Below are 23238 nucleotides of genomic sequence, written 5' to 3'. Positions count from 1 at the left end.
GCCCCCCTTCGCAAAGGGGGGGGAGTCGGATAGGGTTTCAACGTAGAACGTAGAACGTTGAACGGCCGTTAGTCCTTCTGCTTTCTCTGCACCTTGATGGGCACGTAGTTGCAGAACGGTTCCTCTTCCATGTAGTCGCCGTACACCGCATCGGCGCGGGCGCGGCAGCCGCCGCAGACGTTCAGGTACTCGCACTCGCCACACTTGCCTTTGTAGGCTTTGAAGTCACGCAGGTCCTTGAAGATCTCGGAGTTTTCCCAGAGTTCCTTGAAGGGGGTTTCCTTCACGTTGCCCGCGGTGCGGTGGAAGTAGGAGCAGGGCTTCAGGTTGCCGAAGCAGTCGATGAGGCAGATGGTCTGCGCGGCGATGCACCCCTTGCCGCCGCCGGTGGAGAAGGTGAGGGAGCGGCGCTCGAACTTCTCGCCTTCCGCCTTGGCCTTCTGCGGCACGATGCGGTAGTAGTGCGGCGCGCAGGTGGGACGCATGAGGATGTCGTCCTCGTTCTTCTCCTGGTGGTAGTGCCAGTCCAGGATCTCCTCGTAGTCTTCCTTGGAGATCAGTTCGCTCATGATGTCCTCGCCGCGGCCGGTCGGGACGATCATGAACATGTACCACGCGGTGGCGCCGATGGACTTGGCCACCTTGAAGGTGGCGGCGATGTCGGTCTGGTTCCTTTTGGTGAAGGAGGAGTTGATCAGGAACTTCTGGCCGTGCTTTCTGAACAGTTCCGCGGCCTTCATGACGCCCTCGAAGGCGCCCGGGCACTGGCGGAAGTCGTCGTGGACCTCGGCGCAGGAGCCGTCCAGGGAGAGCGACACCATCTTGATGTCGGCCTTTTTCATCTTCTCGCAGACCTCGTCGGTGACCAGCGAGCCGTTGGTCGCCATGCACATCCTGAGGCCGAGCGAAGTGCCGTACTCGGCCAGTTCGAAGATATCCGGCCTCATCAGCGGCTCGCCGCCGGAGAGTACCACGACCGGCTTGGAGAAGTCGGCGATTTCCTTCAAGAGCTTCTTCCCTTCCTCGGTGGTGAAGTCACCTTCCGACGAAGTCATCTCGGACGAGCAGCGGCAGTGCACGCATTTGAGGTTGCAGCGCTGGGTGGTTTCCCAGGCGATCCATTTGGGTACGAACTCTTCGGCCATGGTATCTCCAATAGTTACCCTGGAAAGCGTTGCGATGCGGCGGGGGGCTAATCGACTCGGGCAGGGAACGAATTCACGCCAAAAACGGTTTGCTCTGCGACAAGGTACGCTCGGTTTGCCGGCTTCGCGACACGGCGTCCGAAGGTGGCATCCAGGAGGTAAAAAGTTTACTGCAAACTTTACTATGAATGACTCGGTAAACTCAAGAAGAATCGCTTATTCCGCCATCTTGCGGTTGAAGGTGTATACGGCGATGGTGAAACAGATGGCTGCGCTCAGCACCAGGTTGACCAGGTACTGTGACGGGATCGCTCCTGTGAGCATCGCGTCACGCGCGCCCTCGAATACCGCGGTGGTGGGTAGAACCTGTATCAGCGGCAGGATGGATGAAGGATACGATGAAAGCGGGAAGAAAATGCCCGCCATGAAGATGAGCGGCACTATGACTACCGACTGCACCCGCCCGATGTTTTCCGGTTTGTCTATGACAGTACCGCAGATGGTGCCGAGGCAGGAGAAAGTCATCGAGGACAGTGCGATGCACAGAAGGTACATCGGCAGGTTCGCGTAATCGATGCGGAAGGGGGTGAGGACGAGGATGACCAGGAAGACCACCGTTGCCTTGACCGCCCCCTGGGAGAAGCCGGAGAAGATCTTCCCGATAACGATGTCGTACACGGTGACCGGGGTGACGCGGTACTCCTCGATGGTGCGCTGCACCTTGCGATGGAACCACATGCTCCAGGAGCTCTCGTCGAAGGCCGCGTTGACCGCCGTCATCGAGATGAGGCCGGGTGCGATGAAGAGAGGGTAGGGGACGCCGTTCACGTCGGTGATGTACCCCTTGAGGCCGAAGCCGAAGGCGAGGTAGAGGGTGAGGGGGTAAGCGATCACGGAGACGAGCTCCGAGAAGATGCTGCGCTTGAGCACCAGCATGTCCCTGCCCCAGATGGAAAAAGCGCCCCTAAACATTAGGCTCCTTTTGGTCTGACTGGTCTGACTGGTCTGACTGGTCTGACTGGTCTGACTGGTCTGACTGGTCTGACTGGTCTGACGTCCGACCTTACTCCCTGACCTTCTCCCCGGTCAGCGAGATGAACACGTCCTCGAGGGTGGGCTCCTTCAGGCAAATGCGGCGGATGTCGGAGCCGGAGAGGTGGTCCATGAGCGGCTTTATCGACTCTTCGTCGGCCAGGGTGATCTGGAACAGGCTCCCGTCACGCTCCACCCCCTTCACGAAGGGGAGGCCGGCCAGCACCCCCTGATAGCGGTCGGCATTGTTGCGGAACTCGACCTGGTAGGTGTGGGCCCGCGAGAAGGCATCCTTCAACTGCGTGGCGGTGCCGTCAACGAGGCTCTTGCCGTGATCCATGATCATGATCCGGTCGCACAGGGCATCGGCCTCGTCCATGTAGTGGGTGGTCAAAAAGACGGTCATGCTCCGGCGCAACCCGCGGATGTGGTCCCAAAGGGAGCGCCTGGACTGGGGATCGAGGCCGGTGGTCGGCTCGTCGAGGAAGAGGACCCTCGGTTCGTGCACCAGGGCGCGCGCCACCACCAGGCGGCGCTGCATCCCTCCGGAAAAGGTATCGGGAAAGTCGTGCTGGCGTGCGGCGAGCCCGGTCATCTCCAGGAGCTCGTCGAGGCGCGGGTTGTAGGCGGCGGGGCGCATGCCGTGCAGCCTGGCGTGCAGGGCGAGGTTCTCGCGCGCGGTCAGGTAGCGGTCCAGGTTGTTTTCCTGGGGGACCACGCCGATCATCCGGCGGACCTCCTTGCCCGCGGTGAGGACGCTGTGTCCCTCGACAAAGGCGTCGCCGAGGGTAGGGCGCATCAGGGTGGTGAGGATCTTGATCAGGGTGGTCTTGCCGGCGCCGTTGGGACCCAACAGGCCGAAGACGGTGCCGCGCTGCACCTCCAGCGAGAAGGCGTCCACGGCCGTGAAGCCGTCGTAGCTCTTGGTGATGTCATGCAACGTAATAGCGTGAGTCATGACTTCCCCTAACAGCGATTAACAGGGATAAAAGGGATAACAGGGATAAAAACCAGGAGACTAGCTCCGCCGGGTGCCCGTCCCCTTTAGAGTGTTTGAGGTGCTATCCGGTGTTATCCCCTTTATCCCCTTTATCCCTGTTTGAGGGGGTATCCGGTGTTATCCCCTTTATCCCTTTTATCCCTGTTAATTTTGCAGTGGGAAAAGCAGAAAGAAGGTGCTGCCGCCGCCTGCGGCCTCTTCCACCCACACCACCCCCTCGTGGGCATCCATGATTCCGCGCACGATGGAGAGCCCGAGCCCGGATCCCTTGGACATGAAGGCAGTGTCGCCGGAAGAGTGGTGCGCGATGTCGCCCACTCCGTAGAACTTGCCGAATATCCTCACCCGCTCGTCGGCGGGAATGCCGATGCCGTTGTCGCTCACCTGCAACAGGTAGTAATTCTGGGCGGTGGCGATGTTGTTCGGGAACGCTGAGTAGAACTGGCGCAGGGTGGGGGTCAGTTCCTTCAACTGCGCATGCTTCACGACCCGCCCGGAAAGCCGCACTTCGCCCCCGTCGTGGGTGAACTTGATGGCGTTTTCCATGAGGTTGCGGATCGCCAGGGTGACGAACCCCTCGTCGACCGGCACATCGGCCTCGTCTCCGCCGATAGTCACGTTGATGTGCCGCTCGGAAAGCGGCAGTGCGAAGAGGTTGTGCACCTCGCGGCAGACCTGCATCAGGTTGGCCGGCTTCTTCTGGGCCAGCGGTCCCTGGGTCTCGATCCTTGAGATGGACAAGAGATCCTCGACCAGCTTCCTCAATTGCACCGTCCCTTCGTACACCGAGGCGAGGATGCTGTGCTGCTCCGGCGACATCGGGATGCCGGCATACTTCAGCAGGAACTCCGCCCCCCCCATGATGGAGGTGATCGGCGTCTTCAGCTCGTGAGAGGCGATGCCGATGAAGTTGTTCTTGGCGGTGTTGAGCCGCCCCAGCTCGATGTTGGCCCTCTTCACCTTCTGCAGGTTTTCCTTGAGCTCCATCTTGCTCTTGTACAGCTCTTCGGCCTTCTCCTTCATCTTGTCGTACAGGCTGTAGTTGTCGATGAGGACGGCGAGCTGACCGGCGATGGAGCAGAGCAGGAAGACGTCGCGGTCGCTGTAGCTGCGCCCCGACAGTGTCCCCACCGTCATTACCCCCATCACTTCCTGGCCGATCTTCAAGGGCACCGTGCACCAGGAGTGCAGCCCCATGGCGACGGCCGCCTTCTTGGCCTTCTCCGGGAAGCGCGCGTCCGGCTCCTCGCCCAGAAATGGCCGCCCGCTCTGCGCCAGCCTGCTCCACTCCTCGTCGGCAGGCAGCGACTTCATGGCCTTCTCGAAGGCGGGGGAGAGCCCCAGCGAGGCCCGCATCCTGAGCCGTTCCCCTTCGAAGAGGTGGATGCAGGAGAAGTCCATCTGCAGCATGTTGTGCAGTTGGAACAGGAGGTCTCCCATCACCTTTTCCACCCCCTTGGTGTACTGCAGGCGGAAGGCGACCGCGTAGAGGGTGAGGAGCTCGCGATCGCTGGTCCGCTTCTCTTCCTCGACCTCGCGCCGCTTGGTGATGTCCTTGATGATGTGCACGAAACCGCGATCGTTCCCCTCGATGCGCATGGGGTAACTGGTCACGTTGTACCAGCCGCTCAGGTTGGGGAAGCGGACGTCCTCGTCGGCTTCCCCCTGGCTGTGCAGGAACCGGAACACCTCCCCCTCGGGCTGCTGGGCTCCGAAGAAGATCTCGTCGATGCGCTTGCCGAGCACCGCATCGTACCCGCCGGGGAAGTAGGCCTTGACCCGGCCGTTGCAGCGGGAGATTACCCCTTCGGCGTCGGTGATGATGATGAGGTCGGAGACCGCGTCGAAAACCGATTCCCACTCCGCCTTGCCGCGGCGCACCTTGTCCTGGGTCTGCCGGTGCGTCCGGCGTTCCGCGGACTCGCGCAACTCGCGTTCCACCACCGGCACCAGGCGGGCCAGGTTCCCTTTCATGAGGTAGTCGCTGGCGCCCGATTTCATCGCGGCGACGGCCAGGTCCTCACCTATCTTGCCGGAGACGATGATGAAGGGAATGTCCTGCCCGCTTTCGTGCAGCACCTGGAGCGCGCCCAAGGCATCGAACGAGGGCATGCGGTAGTCGGAGATGACGACATCCCACTTGCATCGTTCCAGCGCGAACTGCATCCCCTCGGCAGTCTCCACCCTCTGGTGCTCCAGCTTGTACCCGCCGCGCACCAGCTCCCGGACCAGCAGCAGGCTGTCTTCCTGGGAATCCTCAACCAGCAGAAGTTTGAGCTCTTTGGAAACCATGTCTAAACCCAATTGACAATTGACAATGGACAATTGACAAACGCTTTTTCTACAACTGTTATCTGCACCAGTCAAAAAGCCGCTGTCATCCTTTGGCAGCGGCTTTTATCGACTTCATTCGTCAATGGTCAATGCTCCATTGCCAATTGACGACATCCATTGTTAACGGTCAACCGTCCCTTGTCAATTACTGGCAGCGCGCTTTTCATTGTCAATCGTCAATTGTCCATTGTCAATTGCACCGCGTTCCAGCGTGAAATAGAAGGTCGCTCCCTCCCCGGGGGCGCTTTCGGCCCAGATCCTGCCGCCGTGGCGGGTCACGATGCGCTGGGCGATGGCGAGCCCGACACCGCTCCCCTCGAACTCGTCGGCGCGGTGCAGCCTGTGGAATACCGTGAAGAGCTTCTCCGCGTAGGCCATGTCGAAACCGGCGCCGTTATCGCCGACGAAGTAGATCCGTTCCCCGCCCTCTTCCTTCTGCCCGAAGCGGATCCGGGCCCCGGCGGTCTTGGAGCTGAACTTCCAGGCGTTGCCGATCAGTATCTCGAGGAGCTGCCGCGCCAGCTTCGGGTCGGCCTCCGCCTTGATACCGTCCGGGATCTCGAACTCGACCTGACGCTCCGGCTCGTTGTGCTTCAACTCCAGTGCGATCACCTGGGCCTTGACGCTCAGATCGACGCCCCTGGGCTCCAATTCGGAACGTCCGGCCCGCACCAGTTGCAAAACGGCATCGATGAGCTGCGCCATCTTACCGGTCGCCTGGCAGATGCGGGTCAAGTATTCCTGCCCCTGGTTGCCGAGCTTGTCGCCGTAATCGTCAAGGAGCGCACGGCTGAACCCGTCGATGTGCCGCAACGGAGCCCGCAGGTCGTGGGAAACGGAATAGCTGAAGGCCTCCAGCTCCCGGTGCGCCGCCTCCAGTTGGGCCAACTGCTCGGTCACCTGCTGCCGCAACCCCGACTGGTCCCCCTCTTCCGAACCCGGTGCGAGCCGCCGCACCAGGACCAGGTGGGCCGGCTCTTCCTGAAAGGTGACCGGGTGCCAGGTGAGCTGCAGTTCCAACTCCGCGCCGTCCAGCCTGCGCTGCAGACAGGGGGCTACCCGGTCCCTGTCACCGGCGGGGGGCTCCACAACTCCGAGGTGGGAGAGGTCCAGTTCCAGGAACTGGTTGCGACGGTAGCCGTACAGCCTGAGCGCCGCCTCGTTGACCGCCAAAAACCGCTTCGTCTCGCGGTGGCAGACCCACATCGCCTCGGGGTTTTCCTCGAACAGCTCCCGGTATCCCGCATCGGTTTCTTGCAGTGCCACGTGGCCCCCTCTCTTCCCAAGATCATGTCAACGACTGCCGGCACTCCCATGAGAGGGGTTTCCTCTCCAACGCTGCTCTACTTTACTACATTTCTGAAAAGAAAAAAGCCCAATAATTAAAGAACGTTTTAATTCCCCGTCTTCTGCCCGCCTGCTCCGGCAACTAATGAAGCGGCTGCCGCATCACTCCTCGGGCTCCTCCGGCTGTGCTGGAAGGAGGATGGTAAAGACGCTGCCGGCACCCGGCTCGCTCTCGGCCCAGATGTAACCATCGTGGGCGTCGACGGCCTTCCTGCAGAAGGCAAGCCCAAGACCGGTGCCGCGGGTCTTCCCCTGGCGGCGGTTCCTGGCCTGGACGAAGCGGTCGAAGATGGAGCCCAGCGCTTCCTTGGGGATGCCGACCCCGCTGTCGCGCACCCTGATCCGGACGAAGTCCCCCGCATCGGGGAGCTGCTGCGCCGCGTAGTTCTGCTCCGGGACGTTTCCCGTTACCGTGGTCGGGTCCTGCACCAGGTCGGCCGACACCTCGATCTCACCACCTTCGGGGGTGAACTTCACCGCGTTGGAGAGGAGGTTCCCCATGATGCGGTTGAAGGAGGAGCGGTCCGCCGAGACGGGAGGCAGGCCGGGGGGGATGGTGGTGAACAGCTTGATCTCCCCTCGTTGAGCCGGAGTCTGGAACTTGGCGACGCTGCGGTTGATCAAGGCGGCGGGGTCCTCGTCCCTGAAGCTGAGCTTCATCTTGCCCGCCTCGAACTTGTGGATGCCGAGCAGGGTGTCTATCATCTCCACCATCTCCTCGCAGCTCTCGATGGCGGCGTTCAGGTACTCGCGCTGGTCCGGGGTGATCGGGCCGAGCTTCGCCTCGCGCACCAGATCGATGGAGCCAACCACGGCGGTGATCGGGGACTTCAGGTCGTGCGACAGCATGCTGACGAAGTCCTCCTTCTCCTGCTCCAGTTCTTTCAGCTTGGAGATGTCCCGGATGATCTCGACGCTCCCGACCAGTTCGCCGGCGGCGTTTTTGAGCGGCGCCGCCGAGGAAAGCACCGGCACCAGCTGTCCGCCGACCTGAAGCTGGTAGGCGACATCCAGGCAGGGCTCCCCGGTGCGTAAGACGGTCCGCGCCGGAAGTTCCCCACCCGGGACCTCCCCCTTCAGCACCTCTTCCAGCACCTTGCCCCTGAGGTCTCCCTCCCCGGAAAGGACGCTCTCCGCCTGCCGGCTCGCCATGATGATCGTTCCCTGCAGGTCGACCGCCAGCAGGAGGTCCGCCATCCCCTGGAGCACCGCCGCCATCTTGAGGCGCTCCTCGTCCAACTGCCGTTGCAGCTTGGCGTTCTCCTTCCTGGTCCGGTCGATGCCGATGGCGCGTGCCACCTTCTGCAGCATGTCGTCGGAGGAGAAGGGTTTGGAGATGTAGTCGAGCGCCCCCTTCTTCATGGCGTCGACCGCGATGTCCTCGCTGCCGTGGGCGGTCATCATCACCACCGGGGTCTGGTCGCTGCGGATCCGGCTCAAAACCTCCAGGCCGTCCATGCGGGGCATCTTGATGTCCAGCATGATCAGCGAGAAGGGCTCGCGCTCTATCGCCTCCAGCGCCTCCACCCCGTCGCGGGCCCGCTCCGTTTCGAAACCGGCGTCTTCGAGCTGCAGCTTGAGGATGAGGGCGATGTCCGCCTCGTCATCCACTATGAGAATCTTATCCTTTTGCATCTGTCTCCCCTATGATTGGCACGGTGAAGCTGAAGGTGTTGCCGCGCTCCTGGGCTGCGGTGTAGAAGATCCTGCCGTGATGGCGCTCGACGATCTCCTTGCATATCGCGAGTCCCAGGCCGGTCCCCCCCACCTTGCCACGCTCCTGGCATTCTATCTGCTGGAATTTCTTGAAAAGCTTGTCGCGGTCCGACCACTGGATCACGCGCCCCTTGTCCGCCACCGACACCACCACGTAGTTCCCTTCCTGCTCGGCGCTGATCATGACCACCTTCCCCTCGGGAGAGAACTTCACCGCGTTGGAAAGGAGGTTGGTGATCACCTGGATCAAGCGGTCGCTGTCGCCGTACACCATGGGGAGGTGTTCGCCGACGGTGTTGACGATGGTGATGTCGCGTCCCATGGCGTAGGACTTGATCTCTTCGACCGCGTACACGGTGAGCTCGCCGATGGAGACCGGTTTGAACTTGAACACCATCCCGCCCGATTCGATGCCCGAGATGTCCAGTATCTCGCTGATCAGGCGGATCAGGCGTTGGGTGTTGCGGAAGCAGACGGTGAGCAGCTGCCGTTCGGTGTCGGTCAGCCACTTGCTCCGGGTCAAGAGGAGTTGCAACGATCCCTTGATGGACGTAAGCGGCGTCTTGAGCTCGTGGGAAACCGTCGAGATGAACTCGGTCTTCATGCGGTCCACCTGCTGCTCCACGGTCACGTCGCGGATGGAGAGGACGATGCCGGCGAAGTTGCCGTACTCGTCGGAGAGGGAGGAAAGGTAGACGTGCAGCCGCTTCCCCTTTACGGTCAGCTCCTCCTTGGTCCCGCCGGCGCGCTCGGACTGTCCCAGTTCCCTGATCCGCTCCAAGAGCGGCGTGAAGCCGACCAGTTCGCACACCTGCTCGATCGGCTGCCCCACCACGCGGTGCGGCACCATCTCGAAGAGCTGCTGCGCCGCCGGGTTGAAGAGCACCACCCTGTTGTCCAGGTCGGTCACCACCACCGCCTCGGCAAGGCTCGTCAACACCGCCTCCAGCCTCCCCATCTCCATGACCAGGGCGGAGGTTCGCTCGTCTACCATCCGCTCCAGCTGCTCGTTCAGCTCCTGGAGGTCGTCGGTCTTCTTGTTGATGATGGCGTCGCGCTCCTTGAGCGCCTGCACCATCTTGTTGAACGAAGAGGCCAGCACCCCCACCTCGTCGTCCTGGTCACCCTCGACCCTCTGGTCCAGGTCCCCCTGTTCGATCCTGCTGGCGCTTGCCGCCAGCTGCCGCAGCGGACCGGTAAAGTACCGGGAGGCAAGGAAGGCCAAGCCGAAGGAACAGAGGATGCCGATGAAGGCCGCCGCCAGGATGTTGCCCAGGTTTTCCCGCTTGGTTTCCCTGAACCTTTCGATGGCCACGGCAACCGAAATGGAACCGACAAATTCGCCCCGGCTGTTCAGGATAGGGTCGATGACCGTCTCGTAGTCTCTTGAGCCGATGCGCGCCTCGCCGCGGTACACCTCGCCCCGCTCCAGCACGTCGACGACCTTCGGGGAGAGGGTGGAGGCATCACGCACGGTAACCGGCAGGCTGCTGGCGATACGCATGTCCCGCTGGGTGATGCTCACCTCGACGTCGTTGCCTGATACCTCCTGAAGGTCGATGGGGAGGGTCGCCTGGTTGTTAAGGATTTCGGCTGCGACGAAGCAGCCCAAGACGCTGCCGCCTTGGCTGAGCACCGGCACCACCACGGTGTTCACCAGGGCCTCCGCGTTGCTTTCCTCCTCGCAATATCGTTTGACCCCTGCCTGACACAGCGTTACAGCCGGCAGTATCTCTGTCGAGCTGACCACACTTTTCCCCGCCAGAGCCTGGTCCAGTATCCCCGGCAGGTACAGCTCCTCGCCCTGCGAAGTGGTGTCGATGCCCGCCAGGATCCTCTTTTTGCCATCCAGCATCAGCAAAATATCCAGGGAGGGGAGCACCCTGTGCACCTGTTTCAGCCGGTCATCCAGCCATTTGCGATCACCAGACGCAACATGTCCCTGCACCACCGGCGCGGTGGCCGGCTGCAGCAGCGAATAATTGATTACAGTGGCGCGGTCGCGGTACTGGCTGCGGGCGTAGGTGAGGTTTGTTTCGAGGTTACGGTCGACCTCTGAACGCAACGATGCGCTCATGGTCTTCATGGTCGAGTAGATCAGGGTGGAATAGGAGATGAGAAGGATGGCGAGAATGGACAGGAGCAGTTTGGTTCTTATGCCAAAGCGTGGTTGCATTACCTATCCTTAGATGAAACAGGTTGAGGTCGAGGTCGAGGTTGAGAATTTCTCTTAACCTTAACCTCAGCCTCAACCTGCTTTTAAGCTCCTTCGGCTTTCAGGTTCCTGGTCATGAGCTCCAGGACCGCTTCGCGGGCAGGCTTGTTCTGGTAGAGCATCTGGTACATCTGGTCGATGATGGGCATCTCGACCCCCAGCTTCCTGGCCAGGTTGTACGCCGATTCCGTGGTCTTGACGCCTTCGGCCACCATGCGCATCTCGCCCAGGATCTCGTCGAGACGCCGCCCCTGGCCGATCTGGATGCCGACGCTGCGGTTCCTGGAGAGGTCGCCGGTGCAGGTTAGCACCAGGTCCCCCATCCCTGCCAGCCCCGCAAAGGTTGCGGGCTGAGCCCCCATGGCGAGCCCGAGGCGGGTCATCTCAGCAAGGCCGCGGGTGATCAGGGCCGCGCGGGTGTTGCTCCCGAAGCCGAGGCCGTCCGAGATACCGGCGGCGATGGCGATGACGTTCTTGATGGCTCCACCGAGCTCGACCCCCACTACGTCGGCGTTGCGGTAGACGCGGAAGAAGCTGGTGGTGAAGGCTTCCTGCACCCGGCGGGCGATCTTCTCATCGGCCGCGGCCGCGGCGACCGCGGTAGGCATTTCCTGCGCCACTTCCCGCGCGAAGCTCGGGCCGGAGAGCGCAGCGAACCTGGCGTACATCTCGGGGGGGAGGACCTCCTGATAGATCTCGGAGACCGTGGCAAGGGTGTCGACCTCGATCCCCTTGCTGGCGGAGACGACGACCGCATCCTTCGGGATGAAGGGGAGGGAGTTGGTGATCACCCGGCGCACCAGCTGGGAGGGGACCACGCAGAGTACCATGGTGCAGCCGCGGTAGGCTTCCTCGAGGTCGTTGGTGAAGGCAAGCCCGTCCTGCAGCTTGATTCCGGGGAGGAACAGGTCGTTCTCCCTGGTCTCGCGCATGGTGAGGACCAGTTCGGGCTCATAGGCCCAAAGGGTGACCTCGTGTCCCTTCTTGGCGAGGAGATCCGCCAGCGTGGTGCCCCAGCTGCCGGCACCTATTACCGCAACTTTCTCTAGCATCTATTCAAGCCCTCTTACAGAATCTGAGCCCTCATGAGGACTTCATTGTAGCACACGATAATGAAAATTCCCCGCGCTAAGGCGAGGGAAAAGCGAAGCCTGCCCCCGCTGGTGCCGGGGCAGGCGTTTTTATCGGGACGGCTCTTCTTCCTACAGCTCTTCGACCGCCCTCAGCGGCGGGTCGTCACCACGCTCCAGCGATTCCCGTGCGATTTCCATGCTCTCCATGGCGAAGCGGCGCAGAAACGGGTGCAGATGGTGCGGCAACGGGTTGTCGACCAGGCTGTCGGCGAGTCCCACGACCCGCGCCACCTCGAAGCTGTCCCTGCCGCAGCGACGCATCAGATCCGCGCTCACCAGCAGCCGCTCCCGAATCAGCTCCAGCTCCGGTGCCAGCAGCTCGGCGCAGAAGCGCTCCAGCACCTGCTCACCTTTACCGCTACGATACTCCTCGGCGAAGTCATAGACCCGCTGATCGGCCATGAACCATCCGGAGAAGAAGGTGTCGGCGAAGAGACGCTGGGCCAGGTGCTCCCCTTCCTGAAAGCTGAGCCGACGGGAGCGGGGGAGACCGGTGAGTTTTTCGGTGAAGCGCGCCGGGGTCATGTCCTCGCCGGCGAAGATGCCGCGCCTCATGTAGAAGTCTGCGGGAAGGTAGCAGAGATCGCGACTCCAGTAAAGGGCGTCGCGCACCAGGTCCAGCAGGTACGCCGGCGCCACCTCGATCAGGTTGTCCTGCATGCGGAAGCCATCGACCTCGGCCAGGAAGTTGTCCAGGGTAAGTTCCCCGGCACCCCAAGCCGCCAGCACCCCGCGCCGCTCGTGCACCTGCATGTAAAGCACACTGACCGTGTCCGGCCCGGCCCAGCGGGACAGCAGCAGCGAGCGGTAGCCGTCGCCGTCGGGCGGCGTCGCATAGCCGGCATGAAACGGGAGCAGCTTGCGCGGCGGCGGTACGGCCACCCCCAGGAAGCGGAGCCTGCGCAGCGCCTTCTCCGCGAAGGGAGCCAGTTCCGCATCGCAATCCGCCAGGAAGTCCTGCAGTACCCCTGCCGCATGGGGATCCCTGATTTTGCCCAGGGCCGCAAGTGCGGAGTGGACCAGGTCGCGGTCCTCGTGCCAGAGCATCGCCTCCAGCAACCGGGGCGACTGGCTGTCGCCCGAGTGGCACAGCTCGCGGATCACGATTTGCTGCACCTCGGCGGGGTAGGAGAGGAAGTCGTCCAGGAAGGTGACCATCCCTTCCTCGCCCAGCTGCATGGCGCCCTGGACCTGCTGTCCCAGGGAGGTGCCGCCGGAGCCCGTTTTTTCCTGCTTGAAGGGGGGTGAGTGGACGTCGACGCCGTAACCTTCCAGCGCGATCATCAGGGCGGCCTTGCCGTCGGCGGCGAGATCCTGGCGTTTGAGCGCGATCTGGATCAACTGGTCCAGCCAGTCCTGGGTGTCGAAGAAGTCCAGGATGTACGTGTACTTGGTGATCAGTTCGCCCGAGTTTTCGCGCCAGAGTTCCCGCACCAGCGGTCGCAGCGCGCGTTTGCCCGCCTCCTGGAACTTGTGGCCGATCCGTTCCATCTCGCTTATGGAGATGCCGTCACCCTTAAGCCGCACCAGGAGATCCAGAATGTCGCGACGCTCGTTGAGGGAGTTGTCTACCTTCACGCTCTGTTGCATGGGCCTACCCTTTTTCACTGCATGGCACCCCTCCCAAGGGGAGGGCAAAGATTACATGTTCGACGCTTACTGCTTTTGTTTTGTCGGACCAGTCGGACTGGTCTGACTAGTCCGACCGGTCCGAGTCCGACCGTCCGACTCTACTCCTCGCCCTCGCCACCGTCACCTTCGAGTTCGACGATTTCGTCGATATCGTTTTCTTCCTCGTTCTCTTCCTGGTCCTCTTTCTCGGCCAGGCGGGCGACGGCGACCACGCGCTCGTTCTCTTCCTTCACCATGAGGCGCACGCCCTGGGTGTTGCGACCGATGATGGAGAAGCCGGCCACCGAGACGCGCAGGATCTTGCCCTGGTCGGTGATCAGCATCAGGTCGTTGTCGTCCACCACCTGCTTGATGTCCACCACCTGCCCGTTTCTCTCGGTGGTCTTGATGGTGATGATCCCCTTGCCGCCGCGGGACTGGGTGCGGTACTCGCTGATCTCGGTCCTCTTGCCGTAGCCGTTCTCGGTCACGGTGAATATGGTGGAGTCGGTGAAGTTCTCGTTGAGGATCTCCATGCCGATGACGACGTCCTCATCCTCGAGGGTCATGCCGCGCACGCCGCGGGAGACGCGGCCCACGGTGCGGACGTCGTCCTCCTTGAAGCGGATCGCCTTGCCGTTGGCGGTCGCGAGCAGCACGTCCTGCTTGCCGTCGGTGAGCGCCACGGAGATGAGCTTGTCCCCTTCGTCCAGGTTGACGGCGATGATGCCGCCCACCCTCGGGTGCGAGTACTCCATCATGTTGGTCTTCTTCACCACGCCGTTTCTCGTGGCCATCATGATGAACTTGTCGTCCACGAACTCCTTCACCGGGAGGATGGTGGTGATCTTCTCGTTGTTGGCGAGGTTCAACAGGTTCACGATCGCCTTGCCGCGCGCAGCGCGGCCCGCTTCCGGGATCTCGTACACCTTGAGCCAGTACACCTTGCCGGCATCGGTGAAGAACATGAGGTAGTCCTTGGTGGAGGCGATGAACAGCTGCTCCACGAAATCCTCCTCTTTGGTCTTCATGCCGGTCTTCCCTTTGCCGCCGCGGCGCTGGGCGCGGTACAGGGTGACCGCGTTACGCTTGATGTAGCCGGTGTGGGAGATGGTGACCACCATGTCTTCCTCGACGATGGTGTCCTCAAGCGAGATGTCCGCGGTCTGCATGACGATCTCGGAACGGCGCTTGTCGCCGAACTTGTCTTTGAGCTCCAGCAGTTCGCCCACGATGATCTTCAGGATCTCGGCCTCGGAGGCGAGGATCTCCTTCAGGCGGGCGATGTACTTCAGGATCTCGCGCAGCTCCTCGAGGATCTTCTCACGCTCGAGACCGGTCAGGCGGTGCAGCCTCATGTCCAGGATGGCCTGGGCCTGCAGGTCGGAGAGACCGAACTTCTCCATGAGGCCTACCTTCGCCTCGGCCGGCGAGGCGCTCGCCTTGATCAGGGCGATCACCTCGTCCAGGTTGTCCAGGGCGATCTTCAAGCCTTCCAGGATGTGGGCCCGGGCCTCGGCCTTCTTCAGGTCGAAGATGGTGCGGCGGGTGACGATCTCTTTTCTGTGCTCGATGAAGAACTCGATGGTCTCCTTCAGCGTCAGGACGCGCGGCCTGTTGTGCACGATGGCCAGCATGATGATGCCGAACGAGGACTGCATCTGGGTCTGCTTGTACAGGTGGTTCAGGATGATGGTCGGGTTCTCGTCCTTCTTGAGCTCGATGACGATGCGCATACCCTCGCGGTCGCTCTCGTCTCTGAGGTCGGAGATCCCCTCGATCTTCTTCTCCTTGACCAGCTCGGCGATCTTCTCGACGAGCTTCGCCTTGTTCACCTGGTACGGAATCTCGGTGACCACGATGGACTGGCGCTCGGTCTTTTTCTGGGTCTCTATCTGCACCTTGGCGCGCATCTGGATGATGCCGCGGCCGGTGGAGTAGGCCTTCATGATCCCTTCGCGGCCGTAGATGAAGCCGCCGGTCGGGAAGTCCGGACCCGGGATCAGCTCAACCAGCTCCTCGAAGGAGAGCTGCGGGTTCTCGATGATGGCCACGATGGCGTCCACCACCTCGGAGAGGTTGTGCGGCGGGATGTTGGTCGCCATGCCGACCGCGATGCCGGCCGAGCCGTTCACCAACAGGTTCGGGAACTTGGAGGGGAGGACCAGCGGCTCCTTCAAGGAGTCGTCGTAGTTCGGGCCGAAGGGGACAGTTTCCTTGTCCAGGTCGTTCAGCAGTTCGTGGGCGAGCTGCTCCATCCTGATCTCGGTGTAACGCATCGCCGCCGGGGAGTCGCCGTCGATGGAGCCGAAGTTGCCCTGGCCGTCGACCAGCGGGTACCGAAGCGAAAAGTCCTGGGCCATCCTGACCAGGGTGTCGTAGACGGCGGTGTCGCCGTGCGGGTGGTACTTACCGATGACGTCGCCGACGACGCGGGCCGATTTCTTGTACGGCTTGTTCCAGTCGTTGGACATGTCGTACATGGCGTAGAGGCAGCGCCTGTGCACTGGCTTCAGGCCGTCGCGTACGTCCGGAAGCGCGCGGCCGACGATGACCGACATGGCGTAGTCCATGTAGGAGCGCTTCATCTCGTCTTCGATGTTTACCGATACCTTGTTCAGTTGATTCAGCATTTAGGAAACCCTTTCCGGTCAAAAGGCGGCGCCTTTGGGTGAAATCCCCCGAAAAACGCCCTCACAATTGATTTGCAGTAGATATATGCAAAACGCTATCCCCTCCCGAAGGGAGGGGAAATTTTTTTTTCTTAAGCATCCCGCGATCTTAACAAGCTCTCACGCGTCATACCCAACTCCCCCAAGGGTTCCCGCCCCCGGAGGGGGAGGGTTAGGGAGGGGGAAGGTGTAAGCTGTGGGGCTGCATCAACGAGAGGTACTAGACGTCCAGGTTGCTCACGTTCAAGGCATTCTGCTCGATAAAGTCGCGGCGCGGCTCGACCTGGTCGCCCATGAGCACGGTGAAGATCTCCTCGGCCGCCACGGCGTCCTCTATCTTCACCTGCAACAGCACCCTGTTCTCCTGGTGCATGGTGGTCTCCCAGAGCTGCTCCGGGTTCATCTCGCCCAGACCTTTGTAGCGCTGGATGTAGAGACCCTTCTTGGCGCTCTCCATGAACCAGGACAGGATCTCGCCCTGGCTCTCGCTCTCGAACATCACCTTGTCTTCCGGCCCCAGGATCACCCCTGCGCCCGCTCCCATCACCGAGCGGACCCGCTTGTGGTTGTCGAGCAGCATGGCGTACTCGTAGGACTCCAGCACCTCGAAGATCTGCTGGTCTATCTTCACCCTCAGGTTCCCGAACGCGAAGATGATGCTTTCGTCGAATACCTGTGCTTCCACCTCGGGATAGGCCTCCTTCATCTTGGGCAACAGCGCGATGAGGTCGGACATCTCCTCCAGGCCCGGCTTGATGCCGGCCTTCAGGAAGACCTTCAAGAGCAGTTCGTTGATCCCCTTCTTGACCACCTTGTCGAAGAGCTCGTCGTAGTCGATCAGCTGGGTGAGGATCGGGATGATCTGCTTGCCGCGGTAGACGCGCTCGTCGCTGCCGGAGCCGAGCTTCAGCGTCATTTCCTCGGTCCCTTCCTCGAGGAGGTAAGCCTGCAGCGCCGCTTCGTTCTTCAGGTACTGCTCTTTCCTGCCGCGCTTGATCTTGTACAGAGGCGGCTGGGCGATGTAGAGGTAACCGCGCTCGATCAGCTCCATCATCTGGCGGAAGAAGAAGGTGAGCAAAAGCGTGAGGATGTGGGAGCCGTCGACGTCCGCATCGGTCATGATGATGATGCGGTGGTAACGGAGCTTCGCGATGTCGAAGTCTTCTTTGCCGATCGAGGTGCCCAGGGCCGAGATCAGGGTCCTGATCTCCTGTGAGGCGAGCATCTTGTCGAAGCGCGCCTTCTCGACGTTGAGGATCTTACCCTTCAAGGGGAGGATCGCCTGGTACTTGCGGTCACGCCCCTGCTTCGCCGAGCCCCCTGCGGAGTCACCCTCGACCAGGAACAGTTCGCACAGCGCCGGATCCTTCTCCTGGCAGTCGGCCAGCTTGCCGGGGAGGGTGCCCACCTCGAGCGCCCCCTTGCGGCGGGTCAGTTCGCGGGCCTTCCTGGCCGCCTCGCGGGCGCGGGCCGCGTCGATGGACTTCTCCAGGATCTTCCTGGCCATGGCCGGGTTCTCTTCCAGGTAGGTGGCGAGCTTCTCGTTCATCAAGGTCTCGACGTACCCTTTCACCTCGGAGTTGCCCAGCTTGGTCTTGGTCTGCCCCTCGAACTGCGGCTGCGAGATCTTGACCGAGATGACCGCGGTGAGCCCTTCGCGCAGGTCGTCGCCGGAGATGGCCACCTTCACATTTTTCAGAAGGTTGTTGGCTGTGGCGTAGTTGTTCATGGTCCTGGTCAGGGACGCTTTGAAGCCGACCAGGTGGGTGCCCCCCTCGTGGGTGTTGATGTTGTTGGCGAAGGAGAACACTTTCTCGTCGTACGAGTCGTTGTACTGCATGGCGATCTCGATATCGACGCCGCTTTTCTCACCTTTGATGTAGATCGGGTCCGGGTTGACCAGGTTCTTGTTTTTGTTCAGGTATTCTACGAAGCTCCGGATGCCGCCTTCGTAGAAGAAGTCGTGGTCCTTCTCGGTGCGCTCGTCGTGGATCTTGATGCGCACACCCGCGTTGAGGAACGCCAGCTCCCTGAGGCGCTTGGAGAGGACGTCGAAGGAGAACTCGGTGGTCTCGAAGATCTCGCCATCGGGAAGGAAGGTGATCTTGGTGCCGCGGCGCTTGGTCTCGCCGGTGATGGCGAGCGGCGCCTGGGGCACGCCCCTTCTGTAGCTCTGCGTGTAGAGGTTGCCGTTGCGGCGGATCTCCAGCTCGAGCTTGGTGGAGAGCGCGTTGACGACCGAGCTGCCGACGCCGTGCAGGCCGCCGGAAACCTTGTAGGAGGAGTTGTCGAACTTGCCGCCGGCATGGAGCACGGTGAGAACGACCTCCGCCGCCGACCTCCCCTCGGTGGGGTGCATGTCGGTCGGGATGCCGCGGCCGTTGTCCTCGACCGTCACCGAGCCGTCCAGGTGGATGGTGACCTGGACCGCGTCGCAGTAGCCGGCCAGCGCCTCGTCGATGGCGTTGTCCACCAGCTCGTAAACCAGGTGGTGCAGACCCTGAGCAGCGGTGGAACCGATGTACATGGCCGGACGCTTTCTTACCGCTTCCAGTCCTTCCAGAATCTGGATCTTATCCGCCCCGTAATCGCTTTGTTCTTCTGAGCTCATCGTTACCTCTTTCAAGAAAGTTCAATTACTCAATTTCCCTCCCCAGGAGGGGGAGGGGCAGGGGAGGGGGAAGTCTTTATGCAAGCAAGCCCCCTCCCAACCTCCCCCCTCCGGGGGGAGGAGCGTCAGCTACAACTATCCGAGAATGCGTCCTTTTCCTGGTTCCCAAGCTCCAGCTTGGGAACCCTCATATGGCGCAAAGCTCCAGCTTTGCGTTCCCAAGGTGGACCTTGGGAACGAGAACAACTTGCGCATCGTTACTCGAGAATGCGACCTTCTTTGATGCGGAAGGTCCTGTTGTCGTCCATCTCCTCGATCGCCACGTTGGAGAGCGACGTGGTGGTGATGAAAACCTGCATCTCTCTTTTCTTCAAGAAATCCATCAGGTTCTTGTTGCGCTCCCGGTCCAGCTCGCTGGTCATGTCATCCAGCAGGAGTACCGGCGGCGCCTCGAAGCACCTGGTGATGTACTCGATCTCCGCCATCTTGAGCGCCAGCACGAAGGACCTCTGCTGCCCCTGCGAGGCGAAGTGCCGGGCCGAGCGGCCGTTCAACCCGAAGTAGAGGTCGTCCCGGTGCGGCCCGATGGCCGTGGTCTGGCGCCTCTTCTCTTCCGCCGCATGCGCCTTGATGGCGTCAGCCAGTGCGCCGGAAGGATTCTCGGCGAAGGCCTTCTCGTCCACCCCGTGCAGCCGGTATTCGATCTGCACCGTCTCGTCGTTGCCGGAAATCTCGCTGTAGAACCCCTGCAGCAGTTTCCCGATCTCGCCCAAGTAAGCCTTTCTTCTCTCGATCACCAGCTGTGCCGCCTGGATCAACTGCTCGGTCCAGACCTCCATCCCGCTGCCGTCGCCGACCTTCAACAGGGCGTTGCGGTTCTTGAGGATCTTCGAGTAGTCGTGGAAGGCGGCCAGGTAACTCAGATCACAGGTGAAGACCGCCCGGTCCAGGTACCTGCGTCGCAGGTCCGGTCCCCCGCGCACCATGGTGATCTCTTCCGGCGTGAAGAGCACCACATTCAAACTGCCGAAGAAGTCGTCCAGCCGGGTGGCCAGCTTCGCGTCTATCTTCGCCTTCTTGCCCTGCTTCTCCAGAAGGACCGCTATTTCCCTGCTGACCCGGTCCCTCTCCACTATCCCCTTAACCAGGGCGAACTCCGAGCCGAACGCGATCAGCTCGACGTTTTTCGCCTGTTTGAATGACTTCATCGTGGCGAGGAGGTAGATCGATTCCAGCAGGTTGGTCTTGCCCTGGCCGTTGTTGCCGTAAAAAACGTTGAACTTCTTGCCCGGAACAAGCTCGATGTTCTGCAGGTTACGGAATGAAGCAAGTTTGAGTTTTATAAGTTTCATTCAAAAACAGGCCGAGGTTTAGGTTATGGTGCCGCTCCCACTTTGCGATGGTGCTCCAGCGACTCTCGGGGAAGCTTTGCCGCAGCTGGTCACGAAGTATTTCTCCCCGCTCAAGTTCCCCCCTTTGCGAAGGGGGGGCAGGGGGGATTTGCCTCTCCCAAACCAAAACTTGACCTCAACCTTGCTTCTAGAGCCTCATCGGCATGATGACCGCCAGGAACTCTTCGCCGTCGGCCGCTTTCATGATCACCGGGGAGAGCTCGTCCTTCAGTTTCAGCTCCACCTCACGCTGTTCCATGACCGAGAGCACGTCGATCAGGTACTTGGCGTTGAAGCGGGCCGAGATGCTGTTGCCGTCGTAATCAATCTCGATCTCCTCGCGTGCCTCGCCCAGTTCCGGGTTGCTGGAGGAAATGATCACCAGTTCCGGATTGACGTCGATCTTCACCCCTTTGAACTTCTCGGAGGAGAGGATCGACATCCTTTTCAGGGAGTGCAGGAACTTGTCGCGGTTGATCTGTACGATGCGGTCGTTGGCGACCGGGATAACCTTGGTGTAGTCCGGGAACTCGCCGTCGATGAGACGCATCACGACCACGGTGTTCCCCTTCTTGATGACGGCGCTGTTGTCCATGAAGCCCAGCATGATCTCACCGTCTTCTTCTTCCACCATCTTCTTCAATTCGAAGATACCCTTCCTCGGGAAGATGACCCCCTTGGAGAGCTCGGCGGTGATGTTGCCGTTGATTTCCTTTTGGGCGACGGAGAGGCGGTGACCGTCGGTAGCAACCATCTTGAGGACGTTGGTGCCGTTCTCGTCGAACGCCTTGATGAAGATACCGTTCAGGTTGTACTTGGTCTCGTCGTAACAGATGGCATAGGAGGTCTTCTCGATCATGTCAGCCAGGATCTCATTCTTGAAGACCAGAAAGCTTTCCTCTTTCACCTTGGGGAAGTAGGGGAATTCCTCAGACGAGAGGCCGACGATGTTGAAGCGGGCCTTGCCGCAGGTGATCTCTACCCAGTCGTTGTCCTTGGTGGTGAACAGGATCTCCTCGTCCGGCATCTCCTTGACGATCTCGTAGAGTTTCTTGGCCGAGACGGTGATCTTCCCCTCGCGGATTACCGTGGTCGGATACGAGCTCTTCATGCCGACCTCGAGATCGGTCGCGGTGATGAAGAGCTGGTCGTTCTGAACCTCGAGTAGTGCGTTGGAGAGAATGGGCATGGTGTTACGCTTTTCTACGATACCCTGGATTCTCTGGAGGGCTTTCATAAAAATCTCTTTGCTGATTCTGAATTCCATGTCTCTCTCCGGTTCTGGTTTTATTATGTTTTATATAAAAGATTGTAGTAGTAGATAGTGTCCTGTTGATACTGTGGACAACCCAGCTTACCCTTTGAAATCGCTTCGTTTTTGGCTATGGAAACCTGAAGGGAAAATCCGTCCACTTCTCTTCATTTCTGCACAGCTTTTTTTGACAGGGCTTCAGACAGGCCGGTTCTCCACAGTTATCCCCACTATGTGAACAGCCTTTTCTTGATATCTTCCACAGTCGCCTTCAGGTCCGCGTCGGCCGCCAACTGCTTCTCTATCTTCTTCACCGAGTGGATGATGGTCGAGTGGTCCTTGCCGCCGAATTTCTCGCCGATTTCCGGATAGGACGCCTTGGTCAGCTCCCGGCATATATATATGGCGATCTGGCGCGGCACCACCAGGGTCTTGATGCGCTTGTCCGACTTGAGCTCGGAGAGCTTGATGCGGAAGTGATCGGCGACCATCTTCTGGATCATCTCCACGCTGATGTCGCGGGTCTTCTCGACGATGATGTCCTTCATCACCTCGCGCGCCATGGACAGGGTGATCTCTTTACCCGTCAGGCTCGCGAAGGCCTCCAGGCGGATCAGCATCCCTTCCAGTTCACGGATGTTGCTGGTGGCGCCCTCGGCGAGGAACAGCGCCACGTCGTCGGGGAGGTTCACCGCGTGCATGTCGGACTTCTTCTTGAGGATGGCGACCTTGGTTTCCACCCCCGGCGGCTGGATGTCGGCGATCAGGCCCCACTCGAAGCGCGATCTGAGACGCTCCTCGAGACCAGGTATGTCCTTGGGGAACTTGTCCGAGGTGACCACGATCTGCTTATGGGACTCGTAGAGGGCGTTGAAGGTGTGGAAGAACTCCTCCTGGGTCGCCTCTTTTCCGGCCATGAACTGGATGTCGTCGATGAGCAGCAGGTCCATCTTCCTGAACTTGTTGCGGAACTCGTCCATCTTCTTGTAGCGGAGCGAGTTGATCATCTCGTTCATGAACTTCTCGGACGAGTAGTAGCAGATCTTCGCCTTGGGGTTCTTGGCCAGTATCTGGTTCCCGATGGCGTTCACCAGGTGCGTCTTGCCAAGACCCACGCCCCCGTAGATGAAGAGCGGGTTGTAGTTGGAGGCCGGCTTGTTGGCGACCGCCTGAGAGGCCGCGTAGGCGAACTGGTTGCTCGGCCCGGAGACGAAAGACTCGAAGGTGTACTTGGGGTTGAGGTTGGGAACGAGCTCGGGCTTTTTGTCCTTCTCCTTTTCCTTGTCCTTTTCTCCTTCCTTCTCTTTATCCTTATCCTTGGCTTTTGCCTTGGGCTCCTTCTCCGCTTTGGGCTCGGGGAGCTCGGGTTTGGCTTCGGCGACGTGGAACTCGATGTGGTAGGTCTTTGAGGTGATCGCGGAGAGTACTTCCTTGATCATGGAGAGGTACTTGTCGGTGACCCATTTCTGAAAGAACGAACTCGGTACTTCGAGGACTACGGTATCTGCGGTGGCGCCAAGGAACTTAAGCGGCTCTATCCAGGTCGTGTAAGTCTGCTCGGTTAATACTTGTTTAAGATTTGCCTGGGCTTCCAGCCAAATATTTTCCATGGAGAGAGGCCTTTTTTTCACTGTTTTTAAACAGCTTTATCAACAACTGTTGATAATAGATAAGTTGCACAATTTCAGAGGCTTACTGGGTTTTGCACAGAATAAGCCTATGTTAAGATTTTTAGCGTGTCACACTACCATGTCATCCCCTTTTTTTGCAAGGCAAAAC

14 protein-coding genes are annotated in these 23238 nt (G+C 60.5%); all 14 read right to left on the bottom strand.

The window, feature by feature from the left end; all coding sequences use genetic code 11:
- Positions 1–68 precede the first annotated feature (68 nt).
- Positions 69–1145: a radical SAM/SPASM domain-containing protein gene (locus KP004_RS19670; RefSeq protein ID WP_216800079.1), complete on the bottom strand. Its 1077-nt coding sequence runs from the start codon at positions 1143–1145 to the stop codon at positions 69–71.
- A 216-nt stretch (positions 1146–1361) separates the two neighbouring features.
- On the bottom strand, positions 1362–2117 hold the full coding sequence (locus KP004_RS19665; RefSeq protein WP_216800078.1) for an ABC transporter permease: 756 nt from the start codon (positions 2115–2117) through the stop codon (positions 1362–1364).
- Positions 2118–2208: 91 nt separating this feature from the next.
- Positions 2209–3135 (bottom strand): ABC transporter ATP-binding protein, encoded by a 927-nt coding sequence (locus KP004_RS19660; protein ID WP_216800077.1) that lies wholly within the window; start codon positions 3133–3135, stop codon positions 2209–2211.
- A 186-nt stretch (positions 3136–3321) separates the two neighbouring features.
- On the bottom strand, positions 3322–5469 hold the full coding sequence (locus KP004_RS19655) for a hybrid sensor histidine kinase/response regulator (RefSeq protein WP_216800076.1): 2148 nt from the start codon (positions 5467–5469) through the stop codon (positions 3322–3324).
- 183 nt (positions 5470–5652) lie between these two features.
- Entirely contained in the window at positions 5653–6777 is a 1125-nt protein-coding gene (locus KP004_RS19650; RefSeq protein WP_216800075.1) for a PAS domain-containing sensor histidine kinase, read from the bottom strand.
- Between the two features lie 183 nt (positions 6778–6960).
- Positions 6961–8493: an ATP-binding response regulator gene (locus KP004_RS19645; protein WP_216800074.1), complete on the bottom strand. Its 1533-nt coding sequence runs from the start codon at positions 8491–8493 to the stop codon at positions 6961–6963.
- Positions 8480–10750, bottom strand: coding sequence for an ATP-binding protein (locus tag KP004_RS19640; protein ID WP_216800073.1), 2271 nt, complete (start codon positions 10748–10750; stop codon positions 8480–8482). Before KP004_RS19640 ends, KP004_RS19645 begins: the two co-directional genes overlap by 14 nt.
- 83 nt (positions 10751–10833) lie before the next feature.
- Entirely contained in the window at positions 10834–11841 is a 1008-nt protein-coding gene (locus KP004_RS19635; RefSeq protein ID WP_216800072.1) for an NAD(P)H-dependent glycerol-3-phosphate dehydrogenase, read from the bottom strand.
- Positions 11842–11991: 150 nt separating this feature from the next.
- Positions 11992–13500, bottom strand: a complete 1509-nt coding sequence (locus KP004_RS19630) for a HEAT repeat domain-containing protein (RefSeq protein ID WP_239026867.1) — start codon at positions 13498–13500, stop codon at positions 11992–11994.
- Between the two features lie 152 nt (positions 13501–13652).
- Positions 13653–16166, bottom strand: coding sequence for a DNA gyrase subunit A (gene gyrA / locus KP004_RS19625; RefSeq protein ID WP_216800070.1), 2514 nt, complete (start codon positions 16164–16166; stop codon positions 13653–13655).
- A 259-nt stretch (positions 16167–16425) separates the two neighbouring features.
- Positions 16426–18816, bottom strand: coding sequence for a DNA topoisomerase (ATP-hydrolyzing) subunit B (gene gyrB / locus KP004_RS19620; RefSeq protein ID WP_216800069.1), 2391 nt, complete (start codon positions 18814–18816; stop codon positions 16426–16428).
- 257 nt (positions 18817–19073) lie between these two features.
- A complete protein-coding gene (gene recF / locus KP004_RS19615) occupies positions 19074–20168 on the bottom strand; it encodes a DNA replication/repair protein RecF (RefSeq protein ID WP_216800068.1) in 1095 nt (364 codons plus the stop codon).
- 187 nt (positions 20169–20355) lie between these two features.
- Positions 20356–21474 (bottom strand): DNA polymerase III subunit beta, encoded by a 1119-nt coding sequence (gene dnaN / locus KP004_RS19610; RefSeq protein ID WP_216800067.1) that lies wholly within the window; start codon positions 21472–21474, stop codon positions 20356–20358.
- Positions 21475–21689: 215 nt separating this feature from the next.
- Positions 21690–23069: a chromosomal replication initiator protein DnaA gene (gene dnaA / locus KP004_RS19605; protein WP_216800066.1), complete on the bottom strand. Its 1380-nt coding sequence runs from the start codon at positions 23067–23069 to the stop codon at positions 21690–21692.
- Positions 23070–23238: the final 169 nt, after the last annotated feature.

Source organism: Geomonas oryzisoli (assembly GCF_018986915.1).
GTDB lineage: Bacteria > Desulfobacterota > Desulfuromonadia > Geobacterales > Geobacteraceae > Geomonas > Geomonas oryzisoli.
Note: the sequence above shows the minus strand (reverse complement) of the source record. Positions and strands in the feature narration are given on the sequence as shown.

Coding starts and splice junctions, on each gene's coding strand:
- KP004_RS19670 (WP_216800079.1), bottom strand. CDS start 1,145: ATGGCCGAAGAGTTCGTACCCAAATGGATCGCCTGGGAAACCACCCAG.
- KP004_RS19665 (WP_216800078.1), bottom strand. CDS start 2,117: ATGTTTAGGGGCGCTTTTTCCATCTGGGGCAGGGACATGCTGGTGCTC.
- KP004_RS19660 (WP_216800077.1), bottom strand. CDS start 3,135: ATGACTCACGCTATTACGTTGCATGACATCACCAAGAGCTACGACGGC.
- KP004_RS19655 (WP_216800076.1), bottom strand. CDS start 5,469: ATGGTTTCCAAAGAGCTCAAACTTCTGCTGGTTGAGGATTCCCAGGAA.
- KP004_RS19645 (WP_216800074.1), bottom strand. CDS start 8,493: ATGCAAAAGGATAAGATTCTCATAGTGGATGACGAGGCGGACATCGCC.
- KP004_RS19640 (WP_216800073.1), bottom strand. CDS start 10,750: ATGCAACCACGCTTTGGCATAAGAACCAAACTGCTCCTGTCCATTCTC.
- KP004_RS19635 (WP_216800072.1), bottom strand. CDS start 11,841: ATGCTAGAGAAAGTTGCGGTAATAGGTGCCGGCAGCTGGGGCACCACG.
- gyrA (WP_216800070.1), bottom strand. CDS start 16,166: ATGCTGAATCAACTGAACAAGGTATCGGTAAACATCGAAGACGAGATG.
- gyrB (WP_216800069.1), bottom strand. CDS start 18,816: ATGAGCTCAGAAGAACAAAGCGATTACGGGGCGGATAAGATCCAGATT.
- recF (WP_216800068.1), bottom strand. CDS start 20,168: ATGAAACTTATAAAACTCAAACTTGCTTCATTCCGTAACCTGCAGAAC.
- dnaN (WP_216800067.1), bottom strand. CDS start 21,474: ATGGAATTCAGAATCAGCAAAGAGATTTTTATGAAAGCCCTCCAGAGA.
- dnaA (WP_216800066.1), bottom strand. CDS start 23,069: ATGGAAAATATTTGGCTGGAAGCCCAGGCAAATCTTAAACAAGTATTA.